General features: G+C 50.4%; 37 protein-coding genes. 34 read left to right on the top strand and 3 right to left on the bottom strand.

Features of this window, described 5'->3' with window-relative positions:
• The 3 genes from tuf to bfr form a co-directional block, all read left to right on the top strand.
• On the top strand, window positions 1–1,041 hold a 1,041-nt coding region (gene tuf, locus AOY24_RS22535), incomplete at its 5' end, for an elongation factor Tu (protein ID WP_054177418.1).
• 181 nt (window positions 1,042–1,222) lie between these two features.
• Entirely contained in the window at window positions 1,223–1,417 is a 195-nt protein-coding gene (gene bfd / locus AOY24_RS22540) for a bacterioferritin-associated ferredoxin (protein WP_012135433.1), read from the top strand.
• 72 nt (window positions 1,418–1,489) lie between these two features.
• Complete coding sequence (gene bfr, locus AOY24_RS22545; protein ID WP_042998380.1) at window positions 1,490–1,966, top strand: bacterioferritin; 477 nt, start codon at window positions 1,490–1,492, stop codon at window positions 1,964–1,966.
• Here bfr and AOY24_RS22550 read toward each other — a convergent pair.
• Window positions 1,950–2,432 carry an A24 family peptidase gene (locus tag AOY24_RS22550; protein ID WP_042998379.1) on the bottom strand — a complete coding sequence of 161 codons (483 nt, stop codon included), beginning with the start codon at window positions 2,430–2,432 and terminating at the stop codon, window positions 1,950–1,952. The genes bfr and AOY24_RS22550 overlap by 17 nt on opposite strands.
• Window positions 2,433–2,810: 378 nt before the next feature.
• Here AOY24_RS22550 and rpsJ point away from each other — a divergent pair, with 378 nt between their 5' ends.
• The 31 genes from rpsJ (at window position 2,811) to arfA (ending at window position 17,651) form a co-directional block, all read left to right on the top strand.
• Entirely contained in the window at window positions 2,811–3,122 is a 312-nt protein-coding gene (gene rpsJ, locus AOY24_RS22555) for a 30S ribosomal protein S10 (RefSeq protein ID WP_001181005.1), read from the top strand.
• A gap of 32 nt (window positions 3,123–3,154) precedes the next feature.
• Window positions 3,155–3,784, top strand: coding sequence for a 50S ribosomal protein L3 (gene rplC, locus AOY24_RS22560; RefSeq protein ID WP_042998378.1), 630 nt, complete (start codon window positions 3,155–3,157; stop codon window positions 3,782–3,784).
• A gap of 10 nt (window positions 3,785–3,794) precedes the next feature.
• Complete coding sequence (gene rplD / locus AOY24_RS22565) at window positions 3,795–4,400, top strand: 50S ribosomal protein L4 (RefSeq protein ID WP_000424395.1); 606 nt, start codon at window positions 3,795–3,797, stop codon at window positions 4,398–4,400.
• Window positions 4,397–4,699: a 50S ribosomal protein L23 gene (gene rplW, locus AOY24_RS22570; protein WP_000617546.1), complete on the top strand. Its 303-nt coding sequence runs from the start codon at window positions 4,397–4,399 to the stop codon at window positions 4,697–4,699. Before rplD ends, rplW begins: the two co-directional genes overlap by 4 nt.
• Before the next feature lie 17 nt (window positions 4,700–4,716).
• Window positions 4,717–5,538, top strand: a complete 822-nt coding sequence (gene rplB / locus AOY24_RS22575; RefSeq protein ID WP_000301864.1) for a 50S ribosomal protein L2 — start codon at window positions 4,717–4,719, stop codon at window positions 5,536–5,538.
• Between the two features lie 16 nt (window positions 5,539–5,554).
• Window positions 5,555–5,833 carry a 30S ribosomal protein S19 gene (gene rpsS / locus AOY24_RS22580; RefSeq protein WP_001138117.1) on the top strand — a complete coding sequence of 93 codons (279 nt, stop codon included), beginning with the start codon at window positions 5,555–5,557 and terminating at the stop codon, window positions 5,831–5,833.
• A 14-nt stretch (window positions 5,834–5,847) separates the two neighbouring features.
• On the top strand, window positions 5,848–6,180 hold the full coding sequence (gene rplV / locus AOY24_RS22585; RefSeq protein WP_000447529.1) for a 50S ribosomal protein L22: 333 nt from the start codon (window positions 5,848–5,850) through the stop codon (window positions 6,178–6,180).
• 17 nt (window positions 6,181–6,197) lie between these two features.
• Window positions 6,198–6,899: a 30S ribosomal protein S3 gene (gene rpsC / locus AOY24_RS22590; RefSeq protein WP_000529945.1), complete on the top strand. Its 702-nt coding sequence runs from the start codon at window positions 6,198–6,200 to the stop codon at window positions 6,897–6,899.
• 12 nt (window positions 6,900–6,911) lie between these two features.
• Window positions 6,912–7,322 (top strand): 50S ribosomal protein L16, encoded by a 411-nt coding sequence (gene rplP / locus AOY24_RS22595; protein ID WP_000941208.1) that lies wholly within the window; start codon window positions 6,912–6,914, stop codon window positions 7,320–7,322.
• Entirely contained in the window at window positions 7,322–7,513 is a 192-nt protein-coding gene (gene rpmC / locus AOY24_RS22600; RefSeq protein ID WP_000644742.1) for a 50S ribosomal protein L29, read from the top strand. Before rplP ends, rpmC begins: the two co-directional genes overlap by 1 nt.
• Window positions 7,513–7,767 carry a 30S ribosomal protein S17 gene (gene rpsQ, locus AOY24_RS22605; RefSeq protein ID WP_002438707.1) on the top strand — a complete coding sequence of 85 codons (255 nt, stop codon included), beginning with the start codon at window positions 7,513–7,515 and terminating at the stop codon, window positions 7,765–7,767. Before rpmC ends, rpsQ begins: the two co-directional genes overlap by 1 nt.
• A 162-nt stretch (window positions 7,768–7,929) precedes the next feature.
• Window positions 7,930–8,301, top strand: a complete 372-nt coding sequence (rplN, locus tag AOY24_RS22610; protein ID WP_000613954.1) for a 50S ribosomal protein L14 — start codon at window positions 7,930–7,932, stop codon at window positions 8,299–8,301.
• Between the two features lie 10 nt (window positions 8,302–8,311).
• A complete protein-coding gene (gene rplX, locus AOY24_RS22615; RefSeq protein WP_015962742.1) occupies window positions 8,312–8,626 on the top strand; it encodes a 50S ribosomal protein L24 in 315 nt (104 codons plus the stop codon).
• A gap of 14 nt (window positions 8,627–8,640) precedes the next feature.
• Complete coding sequence (gene rplE / locus AOY24_RS22620; RefSeq protein ID WP_001096206.1) at window positions 8,641–9,180, top strand: 50S ribosomal protein L5; 540 nt, start codon at window positions 8,641–8,643, stop codon at window positions 9,178–9,180.
• A gap of 14 nt (window positions 9,181–9,194) precedes the next feature.
• Entirely contained in the window at window positions 9,195–9,500 is a 306-nt protein-coding gene (rpsN, locus tag AOY24_RS22625) for a 30S ribosomal protein S14 (protein ID WP_001118929.1), read from the top strand.
• A 33-nt stretch (window positions 9,501–9,533) separates the two neighbouring features.
• Complete coding sequence (rpsH, locus tag AOY24_RS22630) at window positions 9,534–9,926, top strand: 30S ribosomal protein S8 (protein ID WP_000062611.1); 393 nt, start codon at window positions 9,534–9,536, stop codon at window positions 9,924–9,926.
• 12 nt (window positions 9,927–9,938) lie between these two features.
• A complete protein-coding gene (gene rplF / locus AOY24_RS22635) occupies window positions 9,939–10,472 on the top strand; it encodes a 50S ribosomal protein L6 (protein WP_012135817.1) in 534 nt (177 codons plus the stop codon).
• Window positions 10,473–10,481: 9 nt separating this feature from the next.
• Window positions 10,482–10,835: a 50S ribosomal protein L18 gene (gene rplR / locus AOY24_RS22640; RefSeq protein ID WP_000358956.1), complete on the top strand. Its 354-nt coding sequence runs from the start codon at window positions 10,482–10,484 to the stop codon at window positions 10,833–10,835.
• Between the two features lie 14 nt (window positions 10,836–10,849).
• A complete protein-coding gene (rpsE, locus tag AOY24_RS22645) occupies window positions 10,850–11,353 on the top strand; it encodes a 30S ribosomal protein S5 (RefSeq protein ID WP_000940121.1) in 504 nt (167 codons plus the stop codon).
• A gap of 3 nt (window positions 11,354–11,356) precedes the next feature.
• On the top strand, window positions 11,357–11,536 hold the full coding sequence (gene rpmD, locus AOY24_RS22650; protein ID WP_001140434.1) for a 50S ribosomal protein L30: 180 nt from the start codon (window positions 11,357–11,359) through the stop codon (window positions 11,534–11,536).
• Between the two features lie 3 nt (window positions 11,537–11,539).
• Window positions 11,540–11,974 (top strand): 50S ribosomal protein L15, encoded by a 435-nt coding sequence (gene rplO / locus AOY24_RS22655; protein WP_001238917.1) that lies wholly within the window; start codon window positions 11,540–11,542, stop codon window positions 11,972–11,974.
• 7 nt (window positions 11,975–11,981) lie between these two features.
• Window positions 11,982–13,313, top strand: coding sequence for a preprotein translocase subunit SecY (gene secY, locus AOY24_RS22660; RefSeq protein WP_001118864.1), 1,332 nt, complete (start codon window positions 11,982–11,984; stop codon window positions 13,311–13,313).
• Between the two features lie 31 nt (window positions 13,314–13,344).
• On the top strand, window positions 13,345–13,461 hold the full coding sequence (gene rpmJ, locus AOY24_RS24370; RefSeq protein ID WP_000868187.1) for a 50S ribosomal protein L36: 117 nt from the start codon (window positions 13,345–13,347) through the stop codon (window positions 13,459–13,461).
• Between the two features lie 146 nt (window positions 13,462–13,607).
• Window positions 13,608–13,964, top strand: coding sequence for a 30S ribosomal protein S13 (gene rpsM / locus AOY24_RS22665; protein WP_012908431.1), 357 nt, complete (start codon window positions 13,608–13,610; stop codon window positions 13,962–13,964).
• Window positions 13,965–13,980: 16 nt separating this feature from the next.
• Window positions 13,981–14,370, top strand: coding sequence for a 30S ribosomal protein S11 (gene rpsK / locus AOY24_RS22670; protein WP_001029684.1), 390 nt, complete (start codon window positions 13,981–13,983; stop codon window positions 14,368–14,370).
• 33 nt (window positions 14,371–14,403) lie between these two features.
• Window positions 14,404–15,024 carry a 30S ribosomal protein S4 gene (gene rpsD, locus AOY24_RS22675; protein ID WP_000135226.1) on the top strand — a complete coding sequence of 207 codons (621 nt, stop codon included), beginning with the start codon at window positions 14,404–14,406 and terminating at the stop codon, window positions 15,022–15,024.
• A gap of 25 nt (window positions 15,025–15,049) precedes the next feature.
• Window positions 15,050–16,039: a DNA-directed RNA polymerase subunit alpha gene (rpoA, locus tag AOY24_RS22680; protein WP_001162094.1), complete on the top strand. Its 990-nt coding sequence runs from the start codon at window positions 15,050–15,052 to the stop codon at window positions 16,037–16,039.
• A gap of 40 nt (window positions 16,040–16,079) precedes the next feature.
• The gene (gene rplQ, locus AOY24_RS22685; RefSeq protein ID WP_001216372.1) at window positions 16,080–16,466 is read left to right on the top strand and encodes a 50S ribosomal protein L17; all 387 of its coding nucleotides are present in this window, start codon (window positions 16,080–16,082) and stop codon (window positions 16,464–16,466) included.
• Between the two features lie 106 nt (window positions 16,467–16,572).
• Window positions 16,573–16,941: a DUF1992 domain-containing protein gene (locus tag AOY24_RS22690; RefSeq protein ID WP_044265318.1), complete on the top strand. Its 369-nt coding sequence runs from the start codon at window positions 16,573–16,575 to the stop codon at window positions 16,939–16,941.
• A gap of 10 nt (window positions 16,942–16,951) precedes the next feature.
• Complete coding sequence (gene zntR / locus AOY24_RS22695) at window positions 16,952–17,377, top strand: Zn(2+)-responsive transcriptional regulator (protein WP_044257546.1); 426 nt, start codon at window positions 16,952–16,954, stop codon at window positions 17,375–17,377.
• A 55-nt stretch (window positions 17,378–17,432) separates the two neighbouring features.
• Window positions 17,433–17,651, top strand: coding sequence for an alternative ribosome-rescue factor ArfA (gene arfA, locus AOY24_RS22700; protein WP_042998373.1), 219 nt, complete (start codon window positions 17,433–17,435; stop codon window positions 17,649–17,651).
• Here arfA and mscL read toward each other — a convergent pair.
• On the bottom strand, window positions 17,648–18,058 hold the full coding sequence (gene mscL / locus AOY24_RS22705) for a large-conductance mechanosensitive channel protein MscL (protein ID WP_042326268.1): 411 nt from the start codon (window positions 18,056–18,058) through the stop codon (window positions 17,648–17,650). The genes arfA and mscL overlap by 4 nt on opposite strands.
• A gap of 141 nt (window positions 18,059–18,199) precedes the next feature.
• Window positions 18,200–19,576 (bottom strand): Trk system potassium transporter TrkA, encoded by a 1,377-nt coding sequence (trkA, locus tag AOY24_RS22710; RefSeq protein ID WP_042998372.1) that lies wholly within the window; start codon window positions 19,574–19,576, stop codon window positions 18,200–18,202.
• Window positions 19,577–19,586 lie beyond the last annotated feature (10 nt).

A 19,586-nucleotide genomic window follows, 5' to 3' on the forward strand; every position in this document is an offset into this window, starting at 1 on the left:
CAGATCGATAACGCGCCGGAAGAAAAAGCTCGTGGTATCACCATCAACACTTCTCACGTTGAATATGACACCCCGACTCGCCACTACGCACACGTAGACTGCCCGGGCCACGCCGACTATGTTAAAAACATGATCACCGGTGCTGCGCAGATGGACGGCGCGATCCTGGTTGTTGCTGCGACTGACGGCCCGATGCCGCAGACTCGTGAGCACATCCTGCTGGGTCGTCAGGTAGGCGTTCCGTACATCATCGTGTTCCTGAACAAATGCGACATGGTTGATGACGAAGAGCTGCTGGAACTGGTAGAAATGGAAGTTCGTGAACTTCTGTCTCAGTACGATTTCCCGGGCGACGACACCCCGATCGTTCGTGGTTCTGCTCTGAAAGCGCTGGAAGGCGACGCAGAGTGGGAAGCGAAAATCATCGAACTGGCTGGCTTCCTGGATTCTTACATCCCGGAACCAGAGCGTGCGATTGACAAGCCGTTCCTGCTGCCGATCGAAGACGTATTCTCCATCTCCGGTCGTGGTACCGTTGTTACCGGTCGTGTAGAACGCGGTATCATCAAAGTGGGCGAAGAAGTTGAAATCGTTGGTATCAAAGAGACTGCCAAGTCTACCTGTACTGGCGTTGAAATGTTCCGCAAACTGCTGGACGAAGGCCGTGCGGGTGAGAACGTTGGTGTTCTGCTGCGTGGTATCAAACGTGAAGAAATCGAACGTGGTCAGGTACTGGCTAAGCCGGGCACCATCAAGCCGCACACGATGTTCGAATCCGAAGTGTACATCCTGTCCAAAGACGAAGGCGGCCGTCATACTCCGTTCTTCAAAGGCTACCGTCCGCAGTTCTACTTCCGTACAACTGACGTGACTGGCACCATCGAACTGCCGGAAGGCGTTGAGATGGTAATGCCGGGCGACAACATCAAAATGGTTGTTACCCTGATCCACCCGATCGCGATGGACGACGGTCTGCGTTTCGCAATCCGTGAAGGCGGCCGTACTGTAGGTGCGGGCGTTGTTGCTAAAGTAATGAGCTAATAATTACTCATTAGTTCTGCACTTAAAAAGGGCGCTTCGGCGCCCTTTTTGCTGCCCGTTATTTGTCTTGTCACATTTCTTCGCAATTTTAACTCCGCTCCCGTTACGCAGAGATAATTGTGCTATTGTAATTATAACTATTCTCATTTACACTTTGCGCAGAAATTGAACGGGAGCGATCATGTACGTTTGTTTGTGTAATGGTGTAAGTGATAAAAAAATTCGCCAGGCGGTACGTCAGTTTCATCCTCAATCCTTCCAGCAGTTACGCAAGTTTATTCCTGTGGGAAATCAATGCGGTAAATGCGTTCGTGCGGCACGCGAAGTCATGCAGGATGAATTAATGCAAATGCCAGAATTTAAAGAGATCGCCTGAGTCACACTCTTTTTTTTGACATCCCTGTAGCCCCATCTATGCTCTGGAGAGTGGAAGCGGAGGGACTATAAAATGAAAGGTGATGTTAAAATCATAAATTATCTCAATAAACTATTGGGAAATGAGCTTGTCGCGATCAACCAGTATTTTCTCCATGCACGTATGTTCAAAAATTGGGGCCTGACTCGCCTCAATGAGATCGAGTACCATGAATCCATCGATGAAATGAAACACGCGGATAAATATATTGAGCGTATTTTGTTTCTGGAAGGGATCCCGAACCTACAGGATCTCGGCAAATTGGGGATTGGCGAAGATGTCGAAGAGATGCTGCAGTCCGATCTTCGGTTAGAGCTCGAAGGGGCGAAAAACTTACGTGAAGCTATCGCCTATGCCGATACCGTTCATGATTATGTCAGCCGGGATATGATGATCGAAATCCTTGCGGATGAAGAAGGACATATCGACTGGCTGGAGACAGAACTGGATCTCATCTCGAAAATTGGCCTGCAAAATTATCTGCAGTCGCAAATCAAAGTGACCAGCTAATCGCCCCTGAGGTGAGACGACAATATCCGGTGATGAAACCCGCAGCTGCCAGAAATGGCCCAAAAGGCAGCGGGTTTTTTAATGCCGACTTTCCATGCACTATCCCCACAACCACGATACCGAAACACCCCAGTAGCGCCGCCCAAAAGACTAATGAAGGCAAAAACATCCACCCATGCCAGGCACCTAGTGCGGCAAGGAATTTCACATCACCATAGCCGAGTCCTTCTCGCTTACGAAGCAGCCAATAACTCCAGTAGATAAAGGCAAAGCTGGCGTAACCCGCGACGGCGCCCCATACGGCATCGGCAAGTTGTGTCGGGATGATGCACAGGTGAAAGATGAATCCACCCCACAGCAACGGGCAGGTAAACCGGTCCGGCAGTCGTCTGCTGCGCATATCGCAGAAACTCAGAGTTAAAGACAATGCGGTATACAGCAGCAGAAAGGGTAGGGCAGCAGACATCGTGTCATCCTCCATCAACCATGGCGTTACTTTAAAGAAGGTTGATAAGGGAGCAAGGCGCTATTATGGGTATTGCGGGATGCTTTCCAGTAAATCCGCTGCGTTTCTTTCACAACATACAATCCCGGAACCCTGTTCGCATTACGCGCGAAGTGTTTAATATCTACGCGACACTTGCTTCAGACTGATATTTGCGTATAATGCGCGGGCTTGTCTTAATTGACGGCAGGTTCGATCTGAACCTCGGATAGCCGATTTGGCTGTCTAACAATGCTCCCAATCGGGGAGCTACGTAAGAACGGTTACACTCTCCCATCAATCGTAATGGGTCTGAGGAGTAATCATTTTCGTTTATAAAATAATTGGAGCTCTGGTCTCATGCAGAACCAAAGAATCCGTATCCGCCTTAAAGCGTTTGATCATCGTCTGATCGATCAATCAACCGCGGAAATCGTCGAGACTGCTAAGCGCACTGGTGCGCAAGTCCGTGGTCCGATCCCGCTGCCGACCCGCAAAGAGCGTTTCACCGTTCTGATCTCTCCGCACGTCAACAAAGACGCGCGTGATCAGTACGAGATTCGTACTCACAAGCGTCTGGTTGACATCGTTGAGCCAACTGAAAAAACCGTTGATGCTCTGATGCGTCTGGACCTGGCTGCCGGTGTAGACGTGCAGATCAGCCTGGGTTAATCAGGTCATCGAGCGATTGAGAGGTTGATACAATGATTGGTTTAGTCGGTAAAAAAGTGGGTATGACCCGCATCTTCACTGAAGATGGCGTATCTATCCCAGTAACCGTAATCGAAGTTGAAGCAAACCGCGTTACTCAGGTTAAAGATCTGGCTAGCGATGGCTATCGTGCTATTCAGGTTACCACGGGTGCTAAAAAAGCTAACCGTGTAACCAAGCCGGAAGCTGGTCACTTTGCTAAAGCTGGCGTAGAAGCTGGCCGCGGCCTGTGGGAGTTCCGTCTGGCAGATGGTGAAGAATTCACTGTTGGTCAGAGCATTAGCGTTGAACTGTTTGCTGACGTTAAAAAAGTTGACGTAACCGGTACCTCTAAAGGTAAAGGTTTCGCAGGTACCGTTAAGCGCTGGAACTTCCGTACCCAGGACGCGACTCACGGTAACTCCTTGTCTCACCGCGTTCCGGGTTCTATCGGTCAGAACCAGACTCCGGGCAAAGTGTTCAAAGGCAAGAAAATGGCAGGCCAGATGGGTAACGAGCGTGTAACCGTTCAGAGCCTTGACGTAGTACGCGTTGACGCTGAGCGCAACCTGCTGCTGGTTAAAGGTGGTGTTCCGGGTGCGACCGGTTGCGACCTGATCGTTAAACCAGCTGTGAAGGCGTAAGGGGATAGCAATGGAATTAGTATTGAAAGACGCGCAGAGCGCGCTGACTGTTTCCGAAACTACCTTCGGTCGTGATTTCAACGAAGCGCTGGTTCACCAGGTTGTTGTTGCTTATGCAGCTGGTGCTCGTCAGGGTACTCGTGCTCAGAAGACTCGTGCTGAAGTAACTGGTTCAGGCAAAAAACCGTGGCGCCAGAAAGGTACCGGCCGTGCGCGTTCAGGTTCTATCAAGAGCCCGATCTGGCGTTCCGGTGGCGTAACCTTCGCTGCTCGTCCGCAGGACCACAGTCAAAAAGTAAACAAAAAGATGTACCGCGGCGCGCTGAAAAGCATTCTGTCCGAACTGGTACGTCAGGATCGTCTGATCGTTGTCGAGAAGTTCTCTGTAGAAGCGCCTAAAACTAAGCTGCTGGCACAGAAACTGAAAGACATGGCTCTGGAAGATGTGCTGATCATCACCGGTGAGCTGGACGAAAACCTGTTCCTGGCTGCGCGCAACCTGCACAAGGTTGACGTACGCGATGCAACTGGTATCGACCCGGTTAGCCTGATCGCCTTCGACAAAGTCGTAATGACTGCTGATGCTGTTAAGCAAGTTGAGGAGATGCTGGCATGATTCGTGAAGAACGTCTGCTGAAGGTGCTGCGTGCACCGCACGTTTCTGAAAAAGCGTCTACTGCGATGGAAAAAACTAACACCATCGTTCTCAAAGTTGCTAAAGACGCGACCAAAGCAGAGATCAAAGCTGCTGTGCAGAAACTGTTTGAAGTCGAAGTCGAAGTCGTTAACACCCTGGTTGTTAAAGGGAAAGTTAAACGTCACGGACAGCGTATCGGTCGTCGTAGCGACTGGAAAAAAGCTTACGTCACCCTGAAGGAAGGCCAGAATCTGGACTTCGTTGGCGGCGCTGAGTAAGTCGGAGGAGTAATACAATGGCAGTTGTTAAATGTAAACCGACATCTCCGGGTCGTCGCCACGTAGTTAAAGTGGTTAACCCTGAGCTGCACAAGGGCAAACCTTTTGCTCCGTTGCTGGAAAAAAACAGCAAATCCGGTGGTCGTAACAACAATGGCCGTATCACCACCCGTCATATCGGTGGTGGCCACAAGCAGGCATACCGTATTGTTGACTTCAAACGCAACAAAGATGGTATTCCGGCAGTTGTTGAACGTCTTGAGTACGATCCGAACCGTTCCGCGAACATCGCGCTGGTTCTGTACAAAGACGGTGAGCGCCGTTACATCCTGGCCCCTAAAGGCCTGAAAGCGGGCGACCAGATCCAATCTGGCGTTGATGCTGCAATCAAACCAGGCAACACCCTGCCGATGCGCAATATCCCGGTTGGTTCTACCGTTCATAACGTAGAAATGAAACCAGGTAAAGGCGGTCAGCTGGCACGTTCCGCTGGTACTTACGTTCAGATCGTTGCTCGTGATGGTGCTTATGTCACCCTGCGTCTGCGTTCTGGTGAAATGCGTAAAGTCGAAGCAGACTGCCGTGCAACTCTGGGCGAAGTTGGCAATGCTGAGCATATGCTGCGCGTTCTGGGTAAAGCTGGTGCTGCACGCTGGCGTGGTGTTCGTCCGACCGTTCGCGGTACCGCGATGAACCCAGTCGACCACCCACATGGTGGTGGTGAAGGTCGTAACTTTGGTAAGCACCCGGTAACTCCGTGGGGCGTTCAAACCAAAGGTAAGAAGACCCGCAGCAACAAGCGTACTGATAAATTCATCGTACGTCGCCGTAGCAAATAATTTTAGAGGATAAGCCATGCCACGTTCTCTCAAGAAAGGTCCTTTTATTGACCTGCACTTGCTGAAGAAGGTAGAGAAAGCGGTGGAAAGCGGAGACAAGAAGCCCCTGCGCACTTGGTCCCGTCGTTCAACGATCTTTCCTAACATGATCGGTTTGACCATCGCTGTCCATAATGGTCGTCAGCACGTTCCAGTATTTGTAACCGATGAAATGGTCGGTCACAAACTGGGTGAATTCGCACCGACTCGTACTTATCGCGGCCATGCTGCTGATAAAAAAGCGAAGAAGAAATAAGGTAGGAGGAAGAGATGGAAACTATCGCTAAACATCGCCATGCTCGTTCTTCTGCTCAGAAGGTTCGCCTTGTTGCTGACCTGATTCGCGGTAAGAAAGTGTCGCAGGCTCTGGATATTCTGACCTACACCAACAAGAAAGCGGCTGTACTGGTCAAGAAGGTACTGGAATCTGCCATTGCTAACGCTGAACACAACGATGGCGCTGACATTGACGATCTGAAAGTTACGAAAATTTTCGTAGACGAAGGCCCGAGCATGAAGCGCATTATGCCGCGTGCAAAAGGTCGTGCAGATCGCATCCTGAAGCGCACCAGCCACATCACTGTGGTTGTGTCCGATCGCTGAGACTCTGGAGACTAGCAATGGGTCAGAAAGTACATCCTAATGGTATTCGCCTGGGTATTGTAAAACCATGGAACTCTACCTGGTTTGCGAACACCAAAGAATTCGCTGACAACCTGGACAGCGATTTTAAAGTACGTCAGTACCTGACTAAGGAACTGGCTAAAGCGTCCGTATCTCGTATCGTTATCGAGCGTCCGGCTAAGAGCATCCGTGTGACTATTCACACTGCTCGCCCGGGTATCGTTATCGGTAAGAAAGGTGAAGACGTAGAAAAACTGCGTAAGGTCGTAGCGGATATCGCTGGCGTTCCTGCACAGATCAATATCGCCGAAGTTCGTAAACCTGAACTGGACGCAAAACTGGTTGCTGACAGCATCACTTCTCAGCTGGAACGTCGTGTTATGTTCCGTCGTGCGATGAAGCGTGCTGTACAGAACGCAATGCGTCTGGGCGCTAAAGGGATCAAAGTTGAAGTTAGCGGCCGTCTGGGCGGCGCGGAAATCGCACGTACCGAATGGTACCGCGAAGGTCGCGTACCGCTGCACACTCTGCGTGCTGACATCGACTACAACACCTCTGAAGCGCACACCACTTACGGTGTAATCGGCGTTAAGGTATGGATCTTCAAAGGCGAGATCCTGGGTGGTATGGCTGCTGTTGAACAACCGGAAAAACCGGCTGCTCAACCTAAAAAGCAGCAGCGTAAAGGCCGTAAATAAGGAGCGTCGCTGATGTTACAACCAAAGCGTACAAAATTCCGTAAAATGCACAAAGGCCGTAACCGCGGTCTGGCTGCTGGCGCGGATGTTAGCTTCGGCAGCTTCGGTCTGAAAGCTGTTGGCCGTGGTCGTCTGACTGCCCGTCAGATCGAAGCAGCACGTCGTGCTATGACCCGTGCAGTTAAGCGTCAAGGTAAGATCTGGATCCGTGTATTCCCGGACAAACCGATCACTGAAAAGCCGCTGGCAGTGCGTATGGGTAAAGGTAAAGGTAACGTGGAGTATTGGGTTGCCTTGATTCAGCCGGGTAAAGTCCTGTATGAAATGGACGGCGTACCGGAAGAGCTGGCCCGTGAAGCATTCAAGCTGGCAGCAGCGAAACTGCCGATTAAAACCACCTTTGTAACTAAGACGGTGATGTAATGAAAGCAAAAGAGCTGCGTGAGAAGAGTGTTGAAGAGCTGAACACCGAGCTGCTGAACCTGCTGCGTGAGCAGTTCAACCTGCGTATGCAGGCTGCAAGTGGCCAGCTGCAACAGTCTCACCTGTTGAAGCAAGTGCGTCGTGATGTCGCACGCGTTAAGACTTTACTGACTGAGAAGGCGGGTGCGTAATGACCGATAAAATCCGTACTCTGCAAGGTCGCGTTGTTAGCGACAAAATGGAGAAATCCATTGTTGTTGCTATCGAACGTTTTGTGAAACACCCGATCTACGGTAAATTCATTAAGCGTACGACCAAACTGCACGTACATGACGAGAACAACGAATGCGGTATCGGCGACAAGGTTGAAATCCGTGAATGCCGTCCGCTGTCCAAGACTAAGTCCTGGACGCTGGTTCGCGTTGTAGAGAAAGCGGTTCTGTAATACAGTACGCGTTCTCAACGAATAAACGGCTCAGCGATGGGCCGTTTATTTTTTCTACCCATATCCTGAGAGCGGTGTTATAATGCCGCGCCCTCGATATGGGGCTTTTTTAACGACCTGATTTCGGGTCTCAGTAGTAGTTGACATTAGCGGAGCACTAAAATGATCCAAGAACAGACTATGCTGAACGTCGCCGACAACTCCGGTGCACGTCGCGTAATGTGTATCAAGGTTCTGGGTGGCTCGCACCGTCGCTACGCAGGCGTAGGCGACATCATCAAGATCACCATCAAAGAAGCAATTCCGCGTGGTAAGGTCAAAAAAGGTGATGTGCTGAAGGCGGTAGTGGTGCGCACCAAGAAGGGTGTTCGTCGCCCGGACGGTTCTGTCATTCGCTTCGATGGTAATGCATGCGTTATTTTAAACAATAACAGCGAGCAGCCTATCGGTACGCGTATTTTTGGGCCGGTAACTCGTGAACTTCGCAACGAGAAGTTCATGAAAATTATCTCTCTGGCACCAGAAGTACTCTAAGGAGCGAATCATGGCAGCGAAAATCCGTCGTGATGACGAAGTTATCGTGTTAACCGGTAAAGATAAAGGTAAACGCGGTAAAGTTAAGAATGTCCTGTCTTCCGGCAAGGTCATCGTTGAAGGTATCAACCTGGTTAAGAAACACCAGAAGCCGGTTCCGGCTCTGAACCAACCAGGCGGCATTGTAGAGAAAGAAGCAGCTATTCAGATCTCTAACATTGCAATCTTCAATGCGGCAACCGGCAAGGCTGACCGTGTAGGCTTTAGATTCGAAGACGGCAAAAAAGTCCGTTTCTTCAAGTCTAACAGCGAAACTATCAAGTAATTTGGAGTAGTACGATGGCGAAACTGCATGATTACTACAAAGACGAAGTAGTTAATAAACTCATGACTGAGTTTAACTACAATTCTGTCATGCAAGTCCCTCGGGTCGAGAAGATCACCCTGAACATGGGTGTTGGTGAAGCGATCGCTGACAAGAAACTGCTGGATAATGCAGCAGCTGATCTGACAGCAATCTCCGGTCAAAAGCCGTTGATCACCAAAGCACGCAAATCTGTTGCAGGCTTCAAAATCCGTCAGGGCTATCCGATCGGCTGTAAAGTAACTCTGCGTGGCGAACGCATGTGGGAGTTCTTTGAGCGCCTGATCACTATTGCTGTACCGCGTATCCGTGACTTCCGTGGCTTGTCCGCTAAGTCATTCGACGGTCGTGGTAACTACAGCATGGGTGTCCGTGAGCAGATCATCTTCCCAGAAATCGACTACGATAAAGTCGACCGCGTTCGTGGTTTGGATATTACCATTACCACTACTGCGAAATCTGACGAAGAAGGCCGTGCTCTGCTGGCTGCCTTTGACTTCCCGTTCCGCAAGTAAGGTAGGGTTACTGAATGGCTAAGCAATCAATGAAAGCACGCGAAGTAAAACGCGTAGCTTTAGCTGATAAATACTTCGCGAAACGCGCTGAACTGAAAGCGATCATCTCTGATGTGAACGCTTCCGACGAAGATCGTTGGAACGCTGTTCTTAAGCTGCAGTCTCTGCCGCGTGATTCCAGCCCGTCTCGTCAGCGTAACCGCTGCCGTCAAACAGGTCGTCCACATGGTTATGTGGGCAAGTTCGGGTTGAGCCGTATCAAGCTACGTGAAGCCGCTATGCGCGGTGAAGTACCAGGCTTGAAAAAGGCTAGCTGGTAATTGTCACCAATTGAATCACGGGAGTAAAGACAGATGAGCATGCAAGATCCGATCGCGGATATGCTGACCCGTATCCGTAACGGTCAGGCCGCGAACAAAGCTGCGGTCACCATGCCTTCCTCCAAGCTGAAAGTGGCAATTGCCAACGTGCTGAAGGAAGAAGGTTTTATTGAAGATTTTAAAGTTGAAGGCGACACCAAGCCGGAACTGGAACTGACTCTTAAGTATTTCCAGGGTAAAGCTGTTGTAGAAAGCATTCAGCGTGTCAGTCGCCCAGGTCTGCGCATCTATAAACGTAAAGATGAGCTGCCGAAAGTTATGGCGGGTCTGGGTATCGCGGTTGTTTCTACCTCTAAAGGTGTTATGACTGATCGTGCAGCGCGCCAGGCTGGTCTTGGTGGCGAAATTATCTGCTACGTAGCCTAATCGGAGGAAAAAATGTCTCGTGTTGCTAAAGCACCGGTCGTTGTTCCTGCCGGCGTTGATGTAAAAATCAACGGTCAGGTTATTACGATCAAAGGTAAAAACGGCGAGCTGACTCGTACTCTCAACGATGCTGTTGAAGTTAAACATGCAGATAATGCACTGACCTTCGGTCCGCGTGATGGTTACGTAGACGGTTGGGCTCAGGCTGGTACCGCGCGTGCCCTGCTGAACTCAATGGTTATCGGTGTTACCGAAGGCTTCACTAAGAAGCTGCAGCTGGTTGGTGTAGGTTATCGTGCAGCGGTTAAAGGGAACGTAGTAAACCTGTCATTAGGTTTCTCACACCCGGTTGACCATCAGCTGCCGGCAGGGATTACTGCAGAATGTCCGACTCAAACTGAAATCGTGCTGAAAGGCGCTGATAAGCAGGTAATCGGCCAGGTTGCAGCAGATCTGCGTGCCTACCGTCGTCCTGAGCCTTACAAAGGCAAGGGTGTTCGTTACGCCGACGAAGTCGTGCGTACCAAAGAGGCTAAGAAGAAGTAAGGTAACACTATGGATAAGAAATCTGCTCGTATCCGTCGTGCGACCCGCGCACGCCGCAAGCTCAAAGAGCTGGGCGCAACTCGCCTGGTGGTACATCGTACCCCGCGTCATATTTACGCACAGGTAATTGCACCGAACGGTTCTGAAGTTCTGGTAGCTGCTTCTACTGTAGAAAAAGCTATCGCTGAACAACTGAAGTACACCGGTAACAAAGACGCGGCTGCAGCTGTGGGTAAAGCTGTCGCTGAACGCGCTCTGGAAAAAGGCATCAAAGATGTGTCCTTTGACCGTTCCGGGTTCCAATATCATGGTCGTGTCCAGGCACTGGCAGATGCTGCCCGTGAAGCTGGCCTTCAGTTCTAAGGTAGAGGTGTAAGATGGCTCACATCGAAAAACAAGCTGGCGAACTGCAGGAAAAGCTGATCGCGGTAAACCGCGTATCTAAAACCGTAAAAGGTGGTCGTATTTTCTCCTTCACAGCTCTGACTGTAGTAGGCGATGGTAACGGTCGCGTTGGTTTTGGTTACGGTAAAGCGCGTGAAGTTCCAGCAGCGATCCAGAAAGCGATGGAAAAAGCCCGTCGCAATATGATTAACGTCGCGCTGAACAACGGCACCCTGCAACACCCGGTTAAAGGTGTTCACACGGGTTCTCGTGTATTCATGCAGCCAGCTTCCGAAGGTACCGGTATCATCGCCGGTGGTGCAATGCGCGCCGTTCTGGAAGTTGCTGGAGTTCATAACGTTCTGGCTAAAGCATATGGTTCCACCAACCCGATCAACGTGGTTCGTGCAACTATTGATGGCCTGGAAAATATGAATTCTCCAGAAATGGTCGCTGCCAAGCGTGGTAAATCCGTTGAAGAAATTCTGGGGAAATAAACCATGGCAAAGACTATTAAAATTACTCAAACCCGCAGTGCAATCGGTCGTCTGCCGAAACACAAGGCAACGCTGCTTGGCCTGGGTCTGCGTCGTATTGGTCACACCGTAGAGCGCGAGGATACTCCTGCTGTTCGTGGTATGGTCAACGCGGTTTCCTTCATGGTTAAAGTTGAGGAGTAAGAGATGCGTTTAAATACTCTGTCTCCGGCCGAAGGCTCCAAAAAGGCGGGTAAACGCCTGGGTCGTGGTATCGGTTCTGGCCTCGGTAAAACCGGTGGTCGTGGTCACAAAGGTCAGAAGTCTCGTTCTGGCGGTGGCGTACGTCGCGGTTTCGAGGGTGGTCAGATGCCTCTGTACCGTCGTCTGCCGAAATTCGGCTTCACTTCTCGCAAAGCAGCGATTACAGCCGAAGTTCGTCTGTCTGACCTGGCGAAAGTGGAAGGCGGTGTTGTAGACCTGAACACGCTGAAAGCGGCTAACATTATCGGTATCCAGATCGAGTTCGCGAAAGTGATCCTGGCTGGTGAAGTCACTACTCCGGTAACTGTTCGTGGTCTGCGTGTTACTAAAGGCGCTCGTGCTGCTATCGAAGCTGCTGGCGGTAAAATCGAGGAATAAGTAGCAGATGGCTAAACAACCGGGATTAGATTTTCAAAGTGCCAAAGGTGGCTTAGGCGAGCTGAAACGCAGACTGCTGTTTGTTATCGGTGCGCTTATCGTGTTCCGTATTGGCTCTTTCATTCCGATCCCTGGTATTGATGCCGCTGTACTTGCCAAACTGCTTGAGCAACAGCGAGGCACCATCATTGAAATGTTTAACATGTTCTCTGGTGGTGCTCTCAGCCGTGCTTCTATCTTTGCCCTGGGTATTATGCCGTATATTTCGGCATCAATTATTATCCAGCTGCTGACGGTGGTTCACCCAACGCTGGCAGAAATCAAGAAAGAAGGGGAGTCTGGTCGTCGTAAGATCAGCCAGTACACCCGCTACGGTACTCTGGTGTTGGCCATATTCCAGTCGATCGGTATTGCTACCGGTCTGCCGAATATGCCTGGTATGCAAGGTCTGGTGATGAATCCAGGCTTTGCATTCTACTTCACCGCTGTTGTCAGTCTGGTCACAGGGACGATGTTCCTGATGTGGTTGGGCGAACAGATTACTGAACGTGGTATCGGTAACGGTATCTCGATCATTATCTTCGCCGGTATTGTCGCGGGCCTCCCGCCAGCCATTGCCCATACTATCGAGCAAGCGCGTCAAGGCGACCTGCACTTCCTCGTGTTGCTGTTGGTTGCAGTATTAGTATTTGCAGTGACGTTCTTTGTTGTATTTGTTGAGCGTGGTCAACGCCGCATTGTGGTAAACTACGCTAAACGTCAGCAAGGTCGTCGTGTCTATGCTGCACAGAGCACACATTTACCGCTGAAAGTGAATATGGCGGGGGTAATCCCGGCAATCTTCGCTTCCAGTATTATTCTGTTCCCGGCAACCATCGCGTCATGGTTCGGGGGCGGTACTGGTTGGAACTGGCTGACAACAATTTCGCTGTATTTGCAGCCTGGGCAACCGCTTTATGTGTTACTCTATGCGTCTGCAATCATCTTCTTCTGTTTCTTCTACACGGCGTTGGTCTTCAACCCGCGTGAAACAGCAGATAACCTGAAGAAGTCCGGTGCATTTGTACCAGGAATTCGTCCGGGAGAGCAAACGGCGAAGTATATCGATAAAGTAATGACCCGCCTGACCTTGGTCGGTGCGCTCTACATTACCTTTATCTGCCTGATCCCGGAGTTCATGCGTGATGCAATGAAAGTACCGTTCTACTTCGGTGGGACCTCACTGCTTATCGTTGTTGTCGTGATTATGGACTTTATGGCTCAAGTGCAAACTCTGATGATGTCTAGTCAGTACGAGTCTGCATTGAAGAAGGCGAACCTGAAAGGCTACGGCCGATAATTGGTCGCCCGAGAAGTTACGGAGAGTAAAAATGAAAGTTCGTGCTTCCGTCAAGAAATTATGCCGTAACTGCAAGATCGTTAAGCGTGATGGTGTCATCCGTGTGATTTGCAGTGCCGAGCCGAAGCATAAACAGCGCCAAGGCTGATTTATTCGCATATTTTTCTTGCAAAGTTGGGTTGAGCTGGCTAGATTAGCCAGCCAATCTTTTGTATGTCTGTACGTTTCCATTTGAGTATCCTGAAAACGGGCTTTTCAGCATGGTGCGTACATATTAAATAGTAGGAGTGCATAGTGGCCCGTATAGCAGGCATTAACATTCCTGATCAAAAACATGCTGTGATCGCGTTAACGTCGATCTACGGCATCGGTAAGACCCGTTCTAAAGCCATCCTGGCTGCAGCGGGTATCGCTGAAAATGTTAAGATCAGTGAGCTGTCTGAAGGACAAATCGACACGCTGCGTGACGAAGTTGCCAAATTTGTCGTTGAAGGTGATCTGCGCCGTGAAATCAGCATGAGCATCAAGCGCCTGATGGATCTTGGTTGCTATCGCGGTTTGCGTCATCGTCGTGGTCTGCCAGTGCGCGGTCAGCGTACTAAGACCAACGCACGTACCCGTAAGGGTCCGCGCAAACCGATCAAGAAATAATCGGGGTGATTGAATAATGGCAAAGGCACCAATTCGTGCACGTAAACGTGTAAGAAAACAAGTCTCTGACGGCGTGGCTCATATCCATGCTTCTTTCAACAACACCATCGTGACTATCACTGATCGTCAGGGTAACGCGCTGGGTTGGGCAACAGCCGGTGGTTCCGGTTTCCGTGGTTCTCGCAAATCTACTCCGTTCGCAGCTCAGGTTGCAGCAGAGCGTTGCGCTGACGCCGTAAAAGAATACGGCATCAAGAATCTGGAAGTTATGGTTAAAGGTCCGGGTCCAGGCCGCGAATCTACTATTCGTGCTCTGAACGCCGCTGGTTTCCGCATCACTAATATTACTGATGTGACTCCGATCCCTCATAACGGTTGTCGTCCGCCGAAAAAACGTCGCGTATAACGCTTCGTTTTCCAGGTTAGTTGGAGATAGAAAATGGCAAGATATTTGGGTCCTAAGCTCAAGCTGAGCCGTCGTGAGGGCACCGACTTATTCCTTAAGTCTGGCGTTCGCGCGATCGATACCAAGTGTAAAATTGAACAAGCTCCTGGCCAGCACGGTGCGCGTAAACCGCGTCTGTCTGACTATGGTGTGCAGTTGCGTGAAAAGCAAAAAGTTCGCCGTATCTACGGTGTGCTGGAGCGTCAGTTCCGTAACTACTACAAAGAAGCAGCACGTCTGAAAGGCAACACCGGTGAAAACCTGTTGGCTCTGCTGGAAGGTCGTCTGGACAACGTTGTATACCGTATGGGCTTCGGCGCCACTCGTGCAGAAGCACGTCAGCTGGTTAGCCATAAAGCGATTATGGTAAACGGTCGTGTTGTTAACATCGCTTCTTATCAGGTTAGTCCGAATGACGTTGTTAGCATTCGTGAGAAAGCGAAGAAGCAGTCTCGCGTGAAAGCCGCTCTGGAGCTGGCTGAGCAGCGTGAAAAGCCAACCTGGCTGGAAGTTGATGCTGGCAAGATGGAAGGTACGTACAAGCGTAAGCCTGAGCGTTCTGATCTGTCTGCGGACATTAACGAACACCTGATCGTCGAGCTTTACTCCAAGTAAAGCTTAGTACCAAAGAGAGGACACAATGCAGGGTTCTGTGACAGAGTTTCTAAAACCGCGCCTGGTAGATATCGAGCAAGTGAGTTCGACGCACGCCAAGGTGACCCTTGAGCCTTTAGAGCGTGGCTTCGGCCATACTCTGGGTAACGCACTGCGCCGTATTCTGCTCTCATCGATGCCGGGTTGCGCGGTGACCGAGGTTGAGATTGATGGTGTACTACATGAGTACAGCACCAAAGAAGGCGTTCAGGAAGATATCCTGGAAATCCTGCTCAACCTGAAAGGGCTGGCGGTGAGAGTTCAGGGTAAAGATGAAGTTATTCTTACCTTGAATAAATCTGGCATTGGCCCTGTGACTGCAGCCGACATTACCCATGACGGGGATGTCGAAATCGTCAAGCCGCAGCACGTGATCTGCCACCTGACCGATGAGAACGCGTCTATTAGCATGCGTATCAAAGTTCAGCGCGGTCGTGGTTATGTGCCGGCTTCTACCCGAATTCATTCGGAAGAAGATGAGCGCCCAATCGGCCGTCTGCTGGTCGACGCATGCTACAGCCCTGTAGAGCGTATTGCCTACAATGTTGAAGCAGCGCGTGTAGAACAGCGTACCGACCTGGACAAGCTGGTCATCGAAATGGAAACCAACGGCACAATCGATCCTGAAGAGGCGATTCGTCGTGCGGCGACCATTCTGGCAGAACAACTGGAAGCTTTCGTTGATTTACGTGATGTACGTCAGCCGGAAGTGAAAGAAGAGAAACCAGAATTCGATCCGATCCTGCTGCGCCCTGTTGACGATCTGGAATTGACTGTCCGCTCTGCTAACTGCCTTAAAGCAGAAGCTATCCACTATATCGGTGATCTGGTACAGCGTACTGAGGTTGAGCTTCTTAAGACGCCTAACCTTGGTAAAAAATCTCTTACTGAGATTAAAGACGTGCTGGCTTCCCGTGGACTGTCTCTGGGCATGCGCCTGGAAAACTGGCCACCGGCAAGCATCGCTGACGAGTAACCGGATCACAGGTTAAGGTTTTACTGAGAAGGATAAGGTCATGCGCCATCGTAAGAGTGGTCGTCAACTGAACCGCAACAGCAGCCATCGCCAGGCTATGTTCCGCAACATGGCAGGTTCACTGGTTCGTCATGAAATCATCAAGACGACCCTGCCTAAAGCGAAAGAGCTGCGTCGCGTAGTTGAGCCGCTGATTACTCTTGCCAAGACTGATAGCGTAGCTAATCGTCGTCTGGCATTCGCCCGCACTCGTGATAACGAGATCGTGGCAAAACTGTTTAACGAGCTGGGCCCGCGTTTCGCGAGCCGCGCCGGTGGTTACACTCGCATTCTGAAGTGTGGCTTCCGTGCAGGCGACAATGCGCCGATGGCATACATCGAGCTGGTTGATCGCTCTGAGTCGAAAGCAGAAGCTGCTGCAGAGTAATCTGTAGTAACGTAAAAAAACCCGCCTCGGCGGGTTTTTTTATATCCGCAGCACCCCCACTTATCTACAATATCTGTACTCTTTTTGTTCATCCCCTGGAGTCATTATGTGGTTACTGGACCAGTGGGCAGAGCGTCATATCATCGATGCACAAAGAAAAGGTGAGTTTGAAGATCTTCGCGGTGCTGGCCAACCGTTGGTGCTGGATGATGATTCACATGTGCCTGATGAGCTACGTGCCGGTTATCGCTTACTGAAGAACGCAGGCTGTCTCCCACCCGAACTGGAGCAGCGGAAAGAAGCCATCCAGTTGTTGGATCTGCTGAAAGGCCTGCGGCAGGATGATCCGCAGTATCAGGAAGTGAGTCGGCGTTTGTCACTGCTGGAACTGAAGCTGCGGCAGTCCGGTCTGAGCACGGAATTTTTACGCGCTGAGTATGCTGATAAGTTGCTGCATAAAATTAACGATAATTAATGGAGTGGACATGTATCGCATTGGTGAGTTAGCAAAGCTGGCGGAAGTGACCCCTGATACGATCCGCTACTATGAAAAGCAGCAGATGATGGAGCATGAGGTGCGCACTGAAGGCGGTTTCCGGTTATATACGGAAAAGGATCTTCAACGGCTTAAATTCATCCGCTATGCCCGACAGCTTGGCTTTACCCTTGAGTCGATCCGTGAATTGTTATCGATCCGTATCGATCCTGAACATCATACCTGTCAGGAATCCAAAGGGATCGTGCAGGACAGGCTGAAAGAAGTTGAAGCTCGTATTGCCGAACTGCAAAGCATGCAGCGTTCATTGCAGCGTTTGAACGATGCCTGCTGTGGCACTGCGCATAGCAGTGTGTACTGCTCAATTCTGGAAGCTCTTGAACAAGGAGCCAGTGGAGTGGCGTCGGGCTGTTGATTTATCAGACAGGTGGGACTACACTCCCGCCGTTAAACTACAAACTGGAGTTATTATGAGTCGTTATCAGCATACGAAAGGGCAGATAAAGGACAATGCCATTGAGGCATTATTACATGACCCGCTATTCAGACAGCGTGTTGAAAAGAATAAGAAAGGGAAAGGGAGTTATTTACGTAAAGGCAAACACGGTAACCGGGGTAACTGGGAGGCCAGTGGCAAGAAAGTGAATCACTTTTTTACCACTGGCCTTCTGCTTTCTGCGGTCTGTTAAGAACGATTATTCTGTTCTTTCAGCAGGTCGCGGATCTCAGTAAGCAAGACTTCTTCTTTCGTCGGTGCAGGTGCAGCCGCCGGCTCTTCTTTCTTACGATTGAGTTTGTTAATGAGCTTAATTGCCATGAAAATAGCAAAGGCGACAATCACAAAGTCGAAGATATTCTGAATAAACACGCCATAATGCATCACAACGGCCGGGATATCTCCCTGCGCATCACGCAATGTGACGGCAAACTGTTTAAAATCGATCCCACCAATTAACAAACCCAGCGGCGGCATAATGATATCGGCAACCAGTGACGATACAATTTTACCGAACGCCGCACCGATAATGACACCCACTGCCAAATCGACAACATTCCCGCGCATCGCGAATTCGCGAAACTCTTTAATAATGCTCATTATATTCTCCCTATGCAGCTGACGTTAATAAGTTTAACAAATGTTAAGGCATTTGCCATTTAAGTATTGAGATTAAGATTATGAATTAAGCCTTGATAAATCAGGGGATTAAAAAGGGTGCAAACAATGCACCCTTCAATGTTAAAGGAAGAAAGGACTTGGCTGGAATAAGCGTTCGACGTCGGTAATAAACTTTTTATCCGTCAGGAACATAATGACGTGATCGCCTTGTTCGATGCGTAAGTTGTCATTAGCAATCATCACATCGTTACCACGCACGACAGCACCAATAATCGTGCCTGGCGGCAGTTTGATTTCGTCGATGACTCGGCCGACAACGCGTGAGGTGCTTTCATCGCCGTGAGCGACAGCTTCAATCGCTTCTGCGACGCCACGGCGTAATGAAGAGACGCCAACAATGTCCGCTTTTCGCACATGGCTAAGGAGAGCCGAGATGGTTGCTTGCTGGGGAGAGATCGCGATATCGATCACGCTACCCTGAACAAGATCGACATAAGCGCGGCGTTGAATCAACACCATCACCTTTTTCGCCCCCATGCGCTTAGCCAACATCGCTGACATGATGTTAGCTTCATCGTCGTTGGTAACGGCAATAAACAGATCGACCTGATCGATATGCTCTTCGGCCAGCAATTCTTGATCAGAGGCGTCGCCAAAAAAGACGATCGTATTCTGAAGTTTTTCGGCCAGCTCGGCAGCGCGCTGTTGATCGCGTTCGATCAATTTCACGCTGTAATCTTTTTCCAGACGATGCGCCAGACCTGCCCCGATGTTACCGCCGCCAACCAGCATGATGCGTTTGTAAGGCTTTTCGAGGCGTTGCAGTTCGCTCATCACCGCACGAATGTGCTGGGAAGCGGCAATAAAGAAGACTTCGTCGCCCGCTTCGACAATGGTGGAGCCCTGTGGGCGGATCGGTCTGTCGTGACGGAAAATCGCCGCAACGCGGGTATCGATATGCGGCATATGCTCCCGCATCGTTGAGAGCGCATTCCCGATCAGTGGGCCACCGTAATAGGCTTTTACGACGGCAAGGCTCACTTTGCCTTCTGCGAAATTGACGACCTGTAATGCGCCTGGATATTCGATCAGGCGGTAAATGCTGTCGATGACCAGTTGTTCGGGCGCGATCAGGTGATCGATAGGTACGGCTTCTGAGTGGAACAGCTTGTCCGCATCACGGACATAATCGGGAGAGCGGATACGGGCGATTCGGTTCGGCGTATTAAACAGCGAATAAGCCACCTGGCAGGCAACCATGTTCGTTTCATCAGAACTGGTCACGGCAACCAGCATATCCGCATCATCCGCCCCGGCTTCACGCAGCACGCGTGGGTGCGAGCCGTGTCCCTGAACGACACGCAGATCGAACTTATCCTGCAGGCTGCGCAGGCGTTCACCGTTGGTATCCACTACGGTAATGTCGTTGTTCTCGCCGACCAGGTTCTCTGCCAGCGTTCCACCCACCTGTCCTGCGCCCAGAATGATTATTTTCATCAGTCGTGAC

Source organism: Citrobacter sp. CtB7.12, from assembly GCF_001297795.1.
In the GTDB taxonomy this organism is placed as follows: domain Bacteria; phylum Pseudomonadota; class Gammaproteobacteria; order Enterobacterales; family Enterobacteriaceae; genus Citrobacter_A; species Citrobacter_A amalonaticus.

What these genes read in the sequence shown, in the direction of transcription:
- rpsJ (WP_001181005.1), top strand. Translation starts at nt 2,811, where the DNA reads ATGCAGAACCAAAGAATCCGTATCCGCCTTAAAGCGTTTGATCATCGT.
- rplC (WP_042998378.1), top strand. Translation starts at nt 3,155, where the DNA reads ATGATTGGTTTAGTCGGTAAAAAAGTGGGTATGACCCGCATCTTCACT.
- rplN (WP_000613954.1), top strand. Translation starts at nt 7,930, where the DNA reads ATGATCCAAGAACAGACTATGCTGAACGTCGCCGACAACTCCGGTGCA.
- rpsN (WP_001118929.1), top strand. Translation starts at nt 9,195, where the DNA reads ATGGCTAAGCAATCAATGAAAGCACGCGAAGTAAAACGCGTAGCTTTA.
- rpsD (WP_000135226.1), top strand. Translation starts at nt 14,404, where the DNA reads ATGGCAAGATATTTGGGTCCTAAGCTCAAGCTGAGCCGTCGTGAGGGC.
- rplE (WP_001096206.1), top strand. Translation starts at nt 8,641, where the DNA reads ATGGCGAAACTGCATGATTACTACAAAGACGAAGTAGTTAATAAACTC.
- zntR (WP_044257546.1), top strand. Translation starts at nt 16,952, where the DNA reads ATGTATCGCATTGGTGAGTTAGCAAAGCTGGCGGAAGTGACCCCTGAT.
- arfA (WP_042998373.1), top strand. Translation starts at nt 17,433, where the DNA reads ATGAGTCGTTATCAGCATACGAAAGGGCAGATAAAGGACAATGCCATT.
- rpoA (WP_001162094.1), top strand. Translation starts at nt 15,050, where the DNA reads ATGCAGGGTTCTGTGACAGAGTTTCTAAAACCGCGCCTGGTAGATATC.
- rplD (WP_000424395.1), top strand. Translation starts at nt 3,795, where the DNA reads ATGGAATTAGTATTGAAAGACGCGCAGAGCGCGCTGACTGTTTCCGAA.
- rplO (WP_001238917.1), top strand. Translation starts at nt 11,540, where the DNA reads ATGCGTTTAAATACTCTGTCTCCGGCCGAAGGCTCCAAAAAGGCGGGT.
- rplP (WP_000941208.1), top strand. Translation starts at nt 6,912, where the DNA reads ATGTTACAACCAAAGCGTACAAAATTCCGTAAAATGCACAAAGGCCGT.
- rpmD (WP_001140434.1), top strand. Translation starts at nt 11,357, where the DNA reads ATGGCAAAGACTATTAAAATTACTCAAACCCGCAGTGCAATCGGTCGT.
- bfd (WP_012135433.1), top strand. Translation starts at nt 1,223, where the DNA reads ATGTACGTTTGTTTGTGTAATGGTGTAAGTGATAAAAAAATTCGCCAG.
- rpmC (WP_000644742.1), top strand. Translation starts at nt 7,322, where the DNA reads ATGAAAGCAAAAGAGCTGCGTGAGAAGAGTGTTGAAGAGCTGAACACC.
- rpsC (WP_000529945.1), top strand. Translation starts at nt 6,198, where the DNA reads ATGGGTCAGAAAGTACATCCTAATGGTATTCGCCTGGGTATTGTAAAA.
- rpsE (WP_000940121.1), top strand. Translation starts at nt 10,850, where the DNA reads ATGGCTCACATCGAAAAACAAGCTGGCGAACTGCAGGAAAAGCTGATC.
- secY (WP_001118864.1), top strand. Translation starts at nt 11,982, where the DNA reads ATGGCTAAACAACCGGGATTAGATTTTCAAAGTGCCAAAGGTGGCTTA.
- rplF (WP_012135817.1), top strand. Translation starts at nt 9,939, where the DNA reads ATGTCTCGTGTTGCTAAAGCACCGGTCGTTGTTCCTGCCGGCGTTGAT.
- rpsS (WP_001138117.1), top strand. Translation starts at nt 5,555, where the DNA reads ATGCCACGTTCTCTCAAGAAAGGTCCTTTTATTGACCTGCACTTGCTG.
- rpsH (WP_000062611.1), top strand. Translation starts at nt 9,534, where the DNA reads ATGAGCATGCAAGATCCGATCGCGGATATGCTGACCCGTATCCGTAAC.
- bfr (WP_042998380.1), top strand. Translation starts at nt 1,490, where the DNA reads ATGAAAGGTGATGTTAAAATCATAAATTATCTCAATAAACTATTGGGA.
- trkA (WP_042998372.1), bottom strand. Translation starts at nt 19,576, where the DNA reads ATGAAAATAATCATTCTGGGCGCAGGACAGGTGGGTGGAACGCTGGCA.
- rplW (WP_000617546.1), top strand. Translation starts at nt 4,397, where the DNA reads ATGATTCGTGAAGAACGTCTGCTGAAGGTGCTGCGTGCACCGCACGTT.
- rplX (WP_015962742.1), top strand. Translation starts at nt 8,312, where the DNA reads ATGGCAGCGAAAATCCGTCGTGATGACGAAGTTATCGTGTTAACCGGT.
- rpsK (WP_001029684.1), top strand. Translation starts at nt 13,981, where the DNA reads ATGGCAAAGGCACCAATTCGTGCACGTAAACGTGTAAGAAAACAAGTC.
- rplR (WP_000358956.1), top strand. Translation starts at nt 10,482, where the DNA reads ATGGATAAGAAATCTGCTCGTATCCGTCGTGCGACCCGCGCACGCCGC.
- rplQ (WP_001216372.1), top strand. Translation starts at nt 16,080, where the DNA reads ATGCGCCATCGTAAGAGTGGTCGTCAACTGAACCGCAACAGCAGCCAT.
- rplB (WP_000301864.1), top strand. Translation starts at nt 4,717, where the DNA reads ATGGCAGTTGTTAAATGTAAACCGACATCTCCGGGTCGTCGCCACGTA.
- AOY24_RS22550 (WP_042998379.1), bottom strand. Translation starts at nt 2,432, where the DNA reads ATGTCTGCTGCCCTACCCTTTCTGCTGCTGTATACCGCATTGTCTTTA.
- rpmJ (WP_000868187.1), top strand. Translation starts at nt 13,345, where the DNA reads ATGAAAGTTCGTGCTTCCGTCAAGAAATTATGCCGTAACTGCAAGATC.
- AOY24_RS22690 (WP_044265318.1), top strand. Translation starts at nt 16,573, where the DNA reads ATGTGGTTACTGGACCAGTGGGCAGAGCGTCATATCATCGATGCACAA.
- mscL (WP_042326268.1), bottom strand. Translation starts at nt 18,058, where the DNA reads ATGAGCATTATTAAAGAGTTTCGCGAATTCGCGATGCGCGGGAATGTT.
- rplV (WP_000447529.1), top strand. Translation starts at nt 5,848, where the DNA reads ATGGAAACTATCGCTAAACATCGCCATGCTCGTTCTTCTGCTCAGAAG.
- rpsQ (WP_002438707.1), top strand. Translation starts at nt 7,513, where the DNA reads ATGACCGATAAAATCCGTACTCTGCAAGGTCGCGTTGTTAGCGACAAA.